Source organism: Streptomyces sp. NBC_01283, from assembly GCF_041435335.1.
GTDB lineage: Bacteria > Actinomycetota > Actinomycetes > Streptomycetales > Streptomycetaceae > Streptomyces.
Genome location: NZ_CP108430.1, coordinates 4,381,449 through 4,393,762, shown reverse-complemented (window position 1 = coordinate 4,393,762; position 12,314 = coordinate 4,381,449). Strand labels below are relative to the sequence as shown.

Below are 12,314 nucleotides of genomic sequence, written 5' to 3'. Positions count from 1 at the left end.
CATTCAACGGGCTTGCAGTGAGAGGGGGCTGGGGATCGTGGCCGGAGTGATGACACGTGACGGGGCACCGTCGTCCGATGGACGGCAGGGCGGACCGCTGATCGTCACGGAAGATGTGGACCTGCTGGACGACCTGCTGCGGCTCTGCGCCGCGGCGGGAGCGCGGCCCGAGGTGCAGCACGGCGTGCCGGAGCGCAGAGGCGGCTGGGACGCGGCGCCGCTGGTCCTGGTCGGGGACGACGCGGTGGACCGGGTGCGCGGGGCCGTGCGCAGGCGCGGGGTCGTGCTGGTCGGACGGGATCAGGACGATTCCGGGGTCTGGCAGCGCGCGGTGGAGATCGGTGCCGATCATGTGCTGGTCCTGCCCGACGGCGAGCGATGGCTGGTGGACCGCATCGCCGATGTCGCCGAGGGCGTGGGACGGCCGGCGCTCACGGTGGGGGTGATCGGCGGCAGCGGGGGAGCCGGCGCCTCGACGCTGGCCTGCGCCCTTGCCGTCACGGCGGCCCGCGCGGGGCGGCGCACGATGCTGGTGGACGCCGATCCGCTCGGCGGCGGGCTCGACGTGCTGCTCGGGGGTGAGGCGGCCGACGGACTCCGCTGGCCCGCCTTCGCGCAGTCCAGGGGCCGGGTCGGTGGGGGCGCGCTGGAGGAGTCGCTGCCCGAGCTGCATTCCCTGCGGGTCCTGAGCTGGGACCGGGGCGATGCGGTGGTCATCCCGCCCGAAGCCATGCGGGCGGTGATCGCCGCGGCCCGCAGGCGGGGCGGTGTGGTGATCGTGGACCTGCCGCGCCGCGTGGACGAAGGAGTGGCCGAGGCGCTGGCCCAGGTGGACCTGGGGCTTCTCGTGGTGCCCGCGGAGCTGCGCGCGGTGGCAGGGGCCCGCCGGGTCGCGTCGGCGGCGGGAATGGTGCTGCGGGACCTGCGGGTGGTGGTCGGCAGGGGCGGCACCGGCCGCTCGGGAAGCACTGGCCGCGACGGACTCGACGGCCTCGGTGGCTTCGACGCGGAGGAGGTCGCGCGACTGCTCGGGCTGCCGCTCGTCGGCGAACTGCCACGAGAGGCGGGCCTGTTGGCCGCGCAGGCCGGAGGGACGCCGCCCGGAGGTGTCGCACGGGGTCCGCTGTCGCGGTTCTGCACGGCCTTCTGGGACCGGGTGCCGGCCGACGCCACCGGAGGCGGCTCATGAGCGCCGTCGTCGGGGCCAGGATGCTGGACGGGGTGCGCCAGTGGCTCGCGGAGAACGGGACGGAGCCGACCCCGGCCCGTGTCGCCGAGGCACTGCGCGCCCAGGGCAGGGTGCTCGGCGACACGGAAATCCTGGGCACGGCGGAGCGGCTGCGATCGGAACTGGTGGGCGCGGGGCCCCTGGAGGCATTGCTCGCGGACGACTCGGTGACCGATGTGCTGGTGTCCGCGCCCGACCGGGTCTGGGTGGACCGCGGTGGAGGCCTGGAGCTGACCGGGGTGTCCTTCGCAGACGCGGCGGCAGTGCGGCGGCTCGCACAGCGGCTCGCGGCCGTGGCCGGGCGCCGCCTAGACGACGCCAGGCCCTGGGTGGACGCACGGCTCCCGGACGGCACCCGTCTCCATGCGGTGCTGCCCCCGGTCGCCGTCGGGTCGACCTGCCTCTCCCTGCGTGTCGTACGGCCCCGGGCCTTCACCCTCGCGGAACTGACCGAGGCGGGGACGGTGCCGCCGGGCGGGGACCGGGTGCTCCGGGCCCTGCTCGACGCCCGGCTCTCCTACTTGATCAGTGGCGGTACGGGTTCGGGCAAGACGACGCTCCTGAGCGCCCTGCTCGGGCTCGTCGGGCCCGGGGAGCGGATCGTCCTCGCCGAGGATTCGGCGGAGCTGCGCCCCGATCACCCGCACGTGGTGCGCCTGGAGGCCAGACCCGCGAATCAGGAGGGGGCCGGTCAGGTCGGCCTGGACGATCTGGTGCGGCAGGCGCTGCGGATGCGTCCCGACCGGCTGGTCGTGGGCGAGGTGCGGGGCGCGGAGGTGGTCCACCTCCTGGCCGCCCTGAACACGGGCCATGAGGGCGGCTGCGGAACGGTCCACGCGAACGCCGCGGGGGACGTGCCCGCCCGCCTGGAGGCGCTGGGGACGGCCGCGGGGCTCGACCGGGCAGCCCTGCACAGCCAGTTGGCGGCCGCACTGTCCGTGGTGCTCCATCTCGTACGGGACCGGGCGGGACGGCGGCGGATCGCGGAGGTGCATGTCCTGGAACGCGATCCGTCCGGGCTCGTGGTGACGGTGCCGGCGCTGAGGTGGGGCGAGAAGGGGTTTGTCCGTGAGCGGGGCTGGGAGCGGCTGAATTCGCTCCTGTTGAGCGGTGGTTGGAGGGGCGAGGGATGAGCGTGACGGGGGTTGCGGCGGCTGCGTTCGCGGGAAGCGCGGCCTGGCTGGTGGTCGGGCGGGACCGAGGGCAGCGGCGGGCACGTGCGGTTCTCGCGGGCGGCGGCGAGGTCGGGCCGGAAGGTTCGGCATGGCGGCGGGTGAAGCTCCGCGTCAGCGCTCGGGGGCGGCCGGAATGGTGGGCCCTGGCGGGCGGGGCCGCGGTCGCTCTGCTCGGGGAGTCCTTGGTGCCGCTGGCCCTGGGGGCGGCCGGGGTGCCGCTGATGCGGCGCGTACGGCGGGGCAGGGACGCACGGCTGGACGGGGAGCGCAGGGCCACCGCGGTGATCGCGTTGTGCGGGGCGCTCGCCGGGGAGGTGCGGGCCGGGCGGCAGCCCGGGGAGGCGCTGAGGGCTGCGGCGGCGACTGAGGACGAACCCGGGCTTGCTGCCGGCCCTGGACCTGGGCCTGGAGCCGGAGCTGGGCTTGGTGAGGGGCGGGCCGGGGTGCTGGCGGCGGCGCGGTTCGGCGGGGATGTGCCGGGGGCGCTGGAGGAGGCGGCGCGGGAGCCGGGGGCGCAGGGGCTTGCGGGGCTCGCGGCGTGCTGGCGGGTGGCGGTGGACCGCGGCGCGGGACTCGCGGCGGGGCTTGAGCGGCTGGAGGGTGCGCTGCGGGCGGAGCGGGATCAGCGCGCCGACCTCAGGGCTCAGTTGGCGGGAGCCCGGTCGACGGCGGTGATGCTCGCGGGGCTGCCGGCCCTCGGACTGCTCATGGGAAGCGCGCTCGGGGCGGCGCCCTTGCGGGTGTTGCTGCACACCGGGGCCGGGCTCGGGTGCCTGGCCGTGGGCGGGGCGTTGGAGGGGGCCGGCGTGTGGTGGGCGCTGCGGATCGTACGAGGGGCGGAGGAGCGATGAGCCTTGTGGTCCACGAGCTGGGGGTGGCCGTGTGGGGTGCGGCGGCGGTGCTGTGGTTGATGTCGGCTGCCCTTGCGGCGCGGCGGGAGCGGGTGGTGCGGGGGCGTTCAGGGGTCGTACTGGGGGTGGTGGAGCGGCTTCCAGGGGTCCCGGAGAGGCCGTGGTGCCGGTGGCGGGGCGGGGTGCGGGGGTGGCTGGCGGTGGCCGGGGCGGTGAGTGCCGGGTGGGTGCTGGTGGGCGGTGTCGCGGGGTGCCTGGTGGGAGTGGGCGCCGGGTACGGGGTGTGGCGCTGGTGGCGGGGGCGAGGTGACGCCCGCTCCTCTGACTTCGACGCGGTGGAGGCGGCTCGGCAACTGCCCTTGGCGGCAGACCTGCTGGCGGCTTGCGTGGCCGCGGGCGCGGGTCCTGTTGCTGCCGCTCAGGCTGTCGGCGATGCGCTGAAGGGGCCGGTCGGGGAGCGGCTCGCGCAGGGGGCCGCGCAGGTGCGGCTCGGCGGTGAACCGGTCGACGCGTGGCGGGGGCTGGCCGCGATACCGGGCGCGGCGGCGCTGGCTCGCCTGCTGGAGCGGGCGGGGGACTCGGGCGCTCCGGCGGCGGAACCGGTGGCGCGTCTCGCCGCCGACTGCCGCGCGGAGCGGGGCCGTACGGCATTGGCTGCCGCGCGCAGGGCGGGCGTGCTGATGACGGCGCCGGTGGGGCTGTGCTTCTTGCCCGCGTTCATCGCGGTGGGGGTGCTGCCCGTGGTGATCGGCCTGGCGGGCGGGTTGTTGAGCGCGGTCTGAGCGGCTCGGCGCCCTGCTGTATCGCCGGCCTGTAGGCGGCGGCTCCGTGAGGCGGGCCGCTGTGACCTGGATGTTCTGAACGTACGGAAATTTCACGGGGGTTGAGATGTGGGGACAGTTGTGTGCACGGGCGTCGCGACGCAAGGCGCGTGCGGTGCGAGGGGACGCGGGGATGGTCACTTCGGAGTACGCGATGGGGCTCATCGCGGCGGTGGGGTTCGCCGGACTGCTCTACAAGGTGGTGACGAGCGGGCAGGTCAGGGCGGCTTTGCAGGCGGTCGTGGAGAAGGCGCTCGATGTCCAGTTCTGAGAGGGCGCGGGGCGGCCGGGGCCGTCGTGGGGACCGGGGGTTCGTGACGGCCGAGGCGGCCGTGGTCCTGCCCACGCTTGTGCTGTTCACGATGGCGCTGGTCTGGGCGCTGCTGACCGCGTCCGCGCAGATCCAATGCGTGGACGCAGCACGGGCGGGGGCGCGTGCGATGGCCCGGCAGGACCCCGGGAGCACGGCGGTGGCGGCGGCTCGGCAGGCGGCGCCGCGTGGTGCGGCGGTGGCCGTGCGGCGTGACGGTGACCTGGTGCGGGTGGAGGTCGTGGCCGACTCGCCGGGGCCTGCGGCACTGGGGCTCGGGCTGCGACTGCGGTCGGAGGCGGTGGCGTTGGCGGAGGAGACGGTGGGGGTGGGCGCGTGAGGGGGCGGGCTGCCGGGGCCGCTTCGGACCGGGGAGCCGCCACGGTGTGGGTCGTCGTCGTGATGGCCGTGCTGTGCGTGGTCTGCGGCGCGGTCCTCGCGATGAGCCAGGTGATCGTCGCCCGCCACCGGGCGGGCGGCGCGGCCGACTTGGCGGCGCTGGCGGCTGCGGACCACTGGATGGAGGGCCGCTCGGGGGCGTGCGCCAAGGCCGGCCGGGTGGCCGAGGCGCAGGGCACACGCCTCGTACGGTGCGCGGTGCGCGGCGAGATCTCGGACGTCACCGCGTCGATGGCCTTCGGCCCGTTCGTGACGGAGGTCAGATCCCGTGCGGGCCCGGCGGGACCGGTCGCTCCGGCTCCGGCTCCGAATACGGACGCGGCGGCTGTGGCGCACGCAGGGCGGCAGCCGGTGGTGCGGTCGGCGCGAGCCGCCGGAAGGGCGCCAGGCACCCTCGTGGGGTCTGCGGGGCGGAGGCCTGGGGTGGGCGCAGGGCGCGCTGTCTTCCGGTCGGCAGGTGCGAGCCCGGCCGCCGTCGGCAGCGGCCCCTCACGGGGCGGGGGCGTCCTTGAGGAGGGTGGTGAGGAGTCGGATCGCGCCGCGTTTGTGCAGGGGGTCGTTGCCGTTGCCGCACTTCGGGGACTGGATGCAGGAGGGGCAGCCGGTCTCGCACTCGCAGGAGGCGATGGCCTGGCGGGTGGCGGTCAGCCACTCGCGGGCCGTGTGGAAGGCCCGCTCGGCGAAGCCCGCGCCGCCAGGGTGGCCGTCGTACACGAAGACGGTCGGCAGGAGCGTGTCCGGGTGCAGCGGTACGGAGACACCGCCGATGTCCCACCGGTCGCAGGTCGCGAAGAGCGGCAGCATGCCGATGGAGGCGTGCTCGGCGGCGTGCAGGGCGCCGCCGAGGATCTCCGGGTTGACGCGGGCGTCGTCCAGCTGGTCCTCGGTGACCGTCCACCAGACCGCGCGGGTGCGCAGGGTGCGGGGCGGCAGGTCCAGCTTGGTCTCGCCGAGGACCTCGCCGCTGATCAGCTTGCGGCGCAGGAAGGAGACGACCTGGTTGGTGACCTCGACGGAGCCGTAGCAGAGGCGGCCGGAGCCCCAGGGGATCTCGGTGTCCGTCTCCAGGATGGAGATGGCCGTGGTGTCGCGGGCGGTCGTGGAGTAGGGCGGCCTGGCCTCCTCGACCAGGGCCACCGAATCCTCCAGGTCCAGGCGGCGCACCAGATAGGTGAGGCCCTGGTGGAGGTGGACCGCGCCCTCGTGGACGGCGGTGTGCGCGGCGGACGCGTCGACGGTGCCGAGCAGCCTGCCCGTGCCCTCCTCGACGATCTGGACGGGCTTCCCGCCCTCGCCCCGGATGTCGGTGAGGTCGGCGGCCCGTTCCCTGCGGGTCCAGTGCCAGGCCTTCGTGCGGCGGCGCAGCAGCTTCGCGGCCTCCAGCTGGGGGATCAGCTCCTCGGTGGCGGGACCGAAGAGGGTCAGGTCGTCGTCCGTGAGCGGGAGTTCCGCGGCGGCCGCGCAGAGGTGGGGCGCGAGGACGTACGGATTGTCGGGGTCGAGGACCGTCGACTCCACCGGCTGCTGGAACAGCGCCTCGGGGTGGTGGACGAGATACGTGTCCAGCGGGTCGTCACGGGCGACGAGGACGGCAAGCGCGCCCTGCCCGGAGCGTCCGGCACGGCCCGCCTGCTGCCAGAGCGAGGCGCGGGTCCCCGGATAGCCGGAAATGATCACTGCATCGAGACCGGAGACGTCCACGCCGAGTTCGAGGGCGGTGGTGGCCGCCAGGCCGAGGAGTTCCCCGGAGTGCAGGGCACGCTCCAGGGCGCGGCGTTCCTCGGGGAGATATCCGCCCCGGTAGGCGGCCACGCGGCGGGCGAGGGAGCGGTCGACCTCGGCGAGGCGTTCCTGGGCGATCACCGAGATCAGCTCGGCGCCGCGCCGGGACCGTACGAAGGCGACCGAGCGGACGCCCTGGACGGTCAGGTCGGTCAGCAGGTCCGCCGTCTCGGCGGTGGCCGTGCGGCGGACAGGGGCGCCCTTCTCGCCGTGGAGTTCGGTGAGCGGGGGTTCCCAGAGGGCGAAGACGAGTTCGCCGCGGGGTGAGGCGTCGTCGGCGACCTCCTTCACGGGAAGTCCGGTGAGGCGTTCCGCGGCGATGGCCGGCTCGGCGGAGGTGGCGGAGGCGAGGAGGAAGACGGGGTCGGAGCCGTAGCGGGCGCAGAGGCGGCGCAGGCGGCGCAGGACCTGGGCGACGTGGGAGCCGAAGACGCCGCGGTAGGTGTGGCACTCGTCGATGACGACATAGCGCAGGGCGCGCAGGAAGGAGGACCAGCGGGGGTGGGAGGGGAGTATCCCGCGGTGCAGCATGTCGGGGTTGGTCAGGACGTAGTTGGCGTACTGACGTACCCATTCGCGTTCTTCGACCGGAGTGTCGCCGTCGTACACGGCGGGCCGGATCGCGTTGCCGAGGGGCGCCGCGAGCTCGCGCACGGCCCGGCGCTGGTCGGCGGCCAGGGCCTTCGTCGGGGCGAGGTACAGGGCGGTCGTGCCGCGTCCGTTGGGGGCCTCCGAGCCGTCCAGGAGGGCCGAGAGCACGGGCGTGAGGTACGCCAGCGACTTGCCCGAGGCCGTTCCGGTGGCGACGATGACCGACTCGCCGTCCAGGGCGTGCTCGGCGGCGAGTGCCTGGTGGGCCCAGGGGTGCTCGATCCCGGCCGACTGGACCGCGGCGACGACCTCCGAACGAATGCGATCAGGCCAGACTGCATAGCGTGCCTCGCGCGGGGGCAAGTGCTCCGTATGAGTGACGCGCGAAGCACGGCTCGGTCCCGCGGTGAGCCGGTCCAGGACCGTCCGTGGAGACGTGCGTACCGGGGCGCCCGTGGAGGGTCCTCCCGGGGGAGAAAAGTTGGCCATCGGCACCGAGTGTGTCACTGGCGGGATGGACAATGGTCCCAAGGCGTCGTGCATGACTGCCTGTAAGTGATTGAATGCCATCGCGGCTGGCGATCCGTCCTGGGGGCTCTGCCGAGGTGTCCCGAGGGATGACCGCTCGATAGCAAGGTGCTGGAGGATCCGTGGACCTGTCCCTGTCGACCCGTACCGTCGGCGATCGTACGGTCGTCGAGGTCGGTGGCGAAATCGATGTTTATACCGCGCCCAAGTTGCGCGAACAGTTGGTCGAGTTGGTGAACGACGGCAGTTTCCATCTGGTCGTCGACATGGAGGGCGTGGACTTCCTCGACTCCACCGGGCTCGGCGTACTGGTCGGCGGCCTGAAGCGGGTGCGTGCCCATGAGGGCTCGCTGCGCCTGGTCTGCAACCAGGAACGCATTTTGAAGATCTTCCGCATCACCGGCCTGACCAAGGTGTTCCCCATTCACACCTCGGTCGAGGAAGCGGTCGCGGCCACCGACTGAGAGCCGGAAGTCCCGGGTCGGCTGCTTGCTCGGCCCGGGGGTGGCGGAACAGCAGGGGACCGGGCCCTCGGCCCGGCCCCCTGACAGCACGCGCGTATGTCCGAGGGGGATGCATGGCCACCGTTGAACTCCGATTCAGCGCGCTGCCCGAGCACGTCCGGACCGCTCGGCTCGTGGCGGCAGCGGTCGCGCGCAGGGCCGGAGTGGACGAGGCCGTACTGGACGAGGTCAGACTCGCTGTCGGCGAAGCCTGCACACGTGCCGTCGGGCTGCACCAGAGCAACGGCGTCTCGGCGCCGGTGCGGGTCGCCCTGATCGAGGACGAGAAGCAGTTCTCCATCGAGGTCGGCGACGAGGTTCCCCACGCGACAGCCGGCGACCGGGCACCCGGCTCCGGGGCCGGTCCGGCCGACGATCTGGACGCCGAGGGCGAGGACGAGATGGGTCTCGCCGTCATCAGCGGGCTCGTGGACGATGTCGAAGTCACCTCCGGCGAGGGCGGCGGTCTCATCCGGATGACGTGGCCGACGACCCCGGTGCCACTCGTCTGAGCTTCGGCTCCACGCGCCACTGAGCTTCGGCTCCACGCGCCACACCCGAGATCCGCCCACCCGAGATCCGCCACGCCGGGATCCGGCCACACTGGGATCCCGGAACACCGAGAGATCCCGCCACACCAAGGTCTTGCTCCCGACGCGGGAGCAGGGCCTTTTTTCATTTGTGGATCACTTTTGGATCATTGCCCCGGTCAATTGCCCAAGGACTGCCGGTCGCCGTCAACGCTTTTGGGGCATTACCGCTTTCGGGGTCAATCTGTGATCGCGATCATTTGCTGGGAAGCAATCTTGCGCCAATTCCGTTTGCGGCACTCTGTTTTGATCAGGTTCCGCTCCCTACAATCCGTCCACATCTTGAGCTCAGCCCACGCGCCAAGGAGGACGAATGGCGGGGCTTTCTACCCCTCATCAGTTTGACCAGCCCACAACCCTCGCAGCCGCAGTACTGACCGACGACAACCGACTCATCGTGATGGTCATCGCGGCCGTCGCGGTGGCGGCTCTCGTGGTCGCCTGGGTACTCGTACGCCAGGTACTCGCGGCCGACGAGGGCACCGACAGCATGAAGAAGATCGCGAAGGCGATCCAGGAGGGCGCCAATGCCTACCTGGGCAGGCAGTTGCGCACGCTCGGCGTTTTCGCCGTCGTGGTGTTCTTCCTGCTCATGCTGCTGCCCGCAGACGACTGGAATCAGCGTGCCGGCCGATCGATCTTCTTCTTGATCGGTGCGGTGTTCTCGGCGACCACCGGCTATATCGGCATGTGGCTCGCCGTACGCAGCAATGTTCGTGTGGCGGCAGCCGCACGAGAGGCCACGCCTGCGGAAGGTGAACCCGAAAAGGATCTCACCGCCGTTTCGCACAAGGCCATGAAGATCGCTTTCCGCACGGGCGGCGTTGTCGGCATGTTCACGGTGGGGCTCGGTCTTCTGGGCGCCTCCTGTGTGGTGCTGGTCTACGCGGCCGACGCGCCGAAGGTCCTCGAAGGTTTCGGCCTCGGGGCGGCGCTGATCGCGATGTTCATGCGTGTGGGCGGCGGCATCTTCACCAAGGCCGCCGACGTCGGCGCCGACCTGGTCGGCAAGGTCGAGCAGGGCATTCCGGAGGACGACCCGAGGAATGCCGCGACCATCGCCGACAACGTGGGCGACAACGTCGGCGACTGCGCGGGAATGGCCGCCGACCTCTTCGAGTCCTACGCGGTGACGCTGGTCGCCGCGCTGATCCTCGGCAAGGTCGCGTTCGGCGACTCCGGACTCGCCTTCCCGCTGATCGTTCCGGCGATCGGCGTCGTGACGGCGATGATCGGGATCTTCGCGGTGGCGCCACGGCGCTCCGACCGCAGCGGCATGACCGCCATCAACCGCGGATTCTTCATCTCCGCGGTCATCTCCCTGGTGCTCGTGGCGGTGGCGGTCTTCGTCTACCTGCCGTCGTCGTACGCCGACCTGGACGGCGTCACGGACCCGGCGATCGCCGGTCATGACGGAGACCCGCGGGTTCTCGCGGTCGTCGCCGTCGCGATCGGCATCGTCATGGCCGCGCTGATCCAGCAGCTCACCGGCTACTTCACCGAGACGAACCGGCGCCCTGTGAAGGACATCGGCAAGACCTCGCTCACCGGTCCGGCCACCGTCGTCCTGGCCGGCATCTCGCTCGGCCTCGAATCGGCCGTCTACACCGCGCTCCTGATCGGGCTCGGTGTGTACGGGGCGTTCCTGCTCGGCGGTACGTCGATCATGCTCGCCCTGTTCGCGGTGGCGCTCGCCGGAACCGGCCTGCTCACCACGGTCGGCGTGATCGTCGCCATGGACACCTTCGGTCCGGTCTCCGACAACGCGCAGGGCATCGCCGAGATGTCCGGTGACGTCGAGGGCGCCGGCGCGCAGGTGCTCACCGACCTGGACGCCGTCGGCAACACCACCAAGGCCATCACCAAGGGCATCGCCATCGCCACGGCCGTCCTCGCGGCCTCGGCGCTCTTCGGCTCGTACCGCGACGCCATCGCGGGCGCGGCCGACGACGTCGGCGAGAAACTCGGTGACGGCGCTCCGATGAACCTGGTCATGGACATCTCGCAGCCCAACAACCTGGTCGGCCTGATCCTGGGCGCCGCGGTCGTCTTCCTCTTCTCGGGGCTTGCGATCAACGCGGTGTCGAGGTCGGCCGGAGCGGTGGTCTACGAGGTGCGGCGGCAGTTCCGCGAGCGCCCCGGGATCATGGACTACTCCGAGGAACCGGAGTACGGGCGCGTCGTCGACATCTGCACCAAGGACGCGCTGCGCGAGCTGACCACGCCGGGTCTGCTCGCCGTGCTCACGCCGATCGCGGTCGGCTTCTCGCTCGGCGTCGGCGCGCTCGGCTCGTTCCTGGCGGGTGCGATCGGCACCGGCACGCTGATGGCGGTCTTCCTCGCCAACTCGGGCGGTGCCTGGGACAACGCGAAGAAGCTCGTCGAGGACGGTCATCACGGCGGCAAGGGCAGTGAGGCCCATGCCGCGGTGGTCATCGGCGACACCGTCGGCGACCCGTTCAAGGACACCGCGGGCCCCGCGATCAACCCCCTGCTGAAGGTGATGAACCTGGTGGCGCTGCTCATCGCGCCGGCGGTCGTCCAGTTCAGCTACGGGGACGACGCGAGCGCCGGGGTGCGGGCACTGATCGCGGTCCTCGCGATCGTGGTCATCATCGGCGCGGTGTACGTCTCCAAGAGGCGAGGCATCGCCGTGGGCGACGAGGAAGAAGGTGGTGCGGAGCGGGTAAGTAATTCACCCGACCCGGCAGTGGTTTCGTAACGCCGGGTCAGACTCTGCCCAACACAAGGGCGGGCGGCGCGTTTTGACGCGGCGTCCGCCCTTCGTGTGCCCCGTCGTGCATCGGGTCGTGTGACCGATGAGCCGTCTGGTGAGGCTTCTCTCGCCCTCTCCGCTTGGTGCAAATGGCTTCAATAGGGGTGGTACCGGACCCCCGGCATGCGGTTGTAGCCCAGTTGGCGTGTAAGTTCCGGGGCCGAGAGCCATGGAAGGGACCAATCCGGTGAACAAGAAGCTTGCAGCCGCACTGTCCGGCGGTGCGGTACTGGTACTGGCGCTGTCGGGCTGCAGCGATGACGGCAACGAGAAGCTGGACTCCTGGGCCAAGGACGTCTGTGACTCGGTTCAGCCGCAGTCGAAGAAGATCGCTTCCGCCAATTCCGCGATCCAGAAGGAGACCTCGGACAACAGCTCGCCGGAGGACGTCCAGAAGACCGACTCCAAGGCGTTCCAGGACATGTCCGACGCCTACAAGGCGATGGGTGCCGCGGTGAAGGACGCGGGCGCCCCGCCGGTCGACGGCGGTCAGAAGAAGACCGACGACGCGGTCAAGGAACTGAACGCCATCTCCAAGTCGTACGGCGACCTGAAGAAGAAGGTCGACGGCCTGGACACCAAGAACCAGGCGGACTTCGCGGACGGCCTCAAGAGCGTCGCGGGAGAGCTGGACAAGCTGAGCAAGAGCGGCAACGAGGCGCTGGAGAAGCTCCAGGAGGGCGAGGTGGGCAAGGCGATGAGCAAGCAGGACAGCTGCAAGTCCGCCAGCGCCACGCCTTCGGCCGCTTAGGAGCCGCAA

11 protein-coding genes and 1 pseudogene are annotated in these 12,314 nt (G+C 71.8%); 11 read left to right on the top strand and 1 reads right to left on the bottom strand.

Going from position 1 to position 12,314, the window contains the following annotated elements:
• Positions 1-37 precede the first annotated feature (37 nt).
• The 7 genes and pseudogenes from ssd to OG302_RS19910 all read left to right on the top strand — a co-directional run.
• Entirely contained in the window at positions 38-1,189 is a 1,152-nt protein-coding gene (gene ssd, locus OG302_RS19940; RefSeq protein ID WP_371528016.1) for a septum site-determining protein Ssd, read from the top strand.
• A complete protein-coding gene (locus tag OG302_RS19935) occupies positions 1,186-2,361 on the top strand; it encodes a TadA family conjugal transfer-associated ATPase (RefSeq protein WP_371528015.1) in 1,176 nt (391 codons plus the stop codon). Before ssd ends, OG302_RS19935 begins: the two co-directional genes overlap by 4 nt.
• Positions 2,358-3,254, top strand: coding sequence for a type II secretion system F family protein (locus OG302_RS19930; RefSeq protein WP_371528014.1), 897 nt, complete (start codon positions 2,358-2,360; stop codon positions 3,252-3,254). Before OG302_RS19935 ends, OG302_RS19930 begins: the two co-directional genes overlap by 4 nt.
• Positions 3,251-4,036 carry a type II secretion system F family protein gene (locus OG302_RS19925; protein WP_371528013.1) on the top strand — a complete coding sequence of 262 codons (786 nt, stop codon included), beginning with the start codon at positions 3,251-3,253 and terminating at the stop codon, positions 4,034-4,036. Before OG302_RS19930 ends, OG302_RS19925 begins: the two co-directional genes overlap by 4 nt.
• Before the next feature lie 106 nt (positions 4,037-4,142).
• Positions 4,143-4,346: a DUF4244 domain-containing protein gene (locus OG302_RS19920; protein WP_361829298.1), complete on the top strand. Its 204-nt coding sequence runs from the start codon at positions 4,143-4,145 to the stop codon at positions 4,344-4,346.
• Complete coding sequence (locus OG302_RS19915; RefSeq protein WP_371528012.1) at positions 4,333-4,725, top strand: TadE family type IV pilus minor pilin; 393 nt, start codon at positions 4,333-4,335, stop codon at positions 4,723-4,725. Before OG302_RS19920 ends, OG302_RS19915 begins: the two co-directional genes overlap by 14 nt.
• A 62-nt stretch (positions 4,726-4,787) precedes the next feature.
• A pseudogene (locus tag OG302_RS19910) lies at positions 4,788-5,003 on the top strand (Rv3654c family TadE-like protein); the annotation flags it as partial.
• 270 nt (positions 5,004-5,273) lie between these two features.
• On the opposite strand, the gene OG302_RS19905 reads toward OG302_RS19910, so the two are convergent.
• Positions 5,274-7,727: a DEAD/DEAH box helicase gene (locus tag OG302_RS19905; RefSeq protein ID WP_371528011.1), complete on the bottom strand. Its 2,454-nt coding sequence runs from the start codon at positions 7,725-7,727 to the stop codon at positions 5,274-5,276.
• 80 nt (positions 7,728-7,807) lie between these two features.
• Here OG302_RS19905 and bldG point away from each other — a divergent pair, with 80 nt between their 5' ends.
• The 4 genes from bldG to OG302_RS19885 all read left to right on the top strand — a co-directional run bounded on the left by bldG (position 7,808) and on the right by OG302_RS19885 (position 12,305).
• Positions 7,808-8,149 (top strand): anti-sigma factor antagonist BldG, encoded by a 342-nt coding sequence (gene bldG, locus OG302_RS19900; RefSeq protein ID WP_003975386.1) that lies wholly within the window; start codon positions 7,808-7,810, stop codon positions 8,147-8,149.
• 113 nt (positions 8,150-8,262) lie between these two features.
• Positions 8,263-8,700, top strand: coding sequence for an ATP-binding protein (locus OG302_RS19895; protein ID WP_371528010.1), 438 nt, complete (start codon positions 8,263-8,265; stop codon positions 8,698-8,700).
• Positions 8,701-9,091: 391 nt separating this feature from the next.
• Complete coding sequence (locus OG302_RS19890; protein WP_371528009.1) at positions 9,092-11,500, top strand: sodium-translocating pyrophosphatase; 2,409 nt, start codon at positions 9,092-9,094, stop codon at positions 11,498-11,500.
• Between the two features lie 223 nt (positions 11,501-11,723).
• Positions 11,724-12,305 (top strand): small secreted protein, encoded by a 582-nt coding sequence (locus OG302_RS19885; protein ID WP_361829308.1) that lies wholly within the window; start codon positions 11,724-11,726, stop codon positions 12,303-12,305.
• The last annotated feature ends 9 nt before the right edge of the window (positions 12,306-12,314 follow it).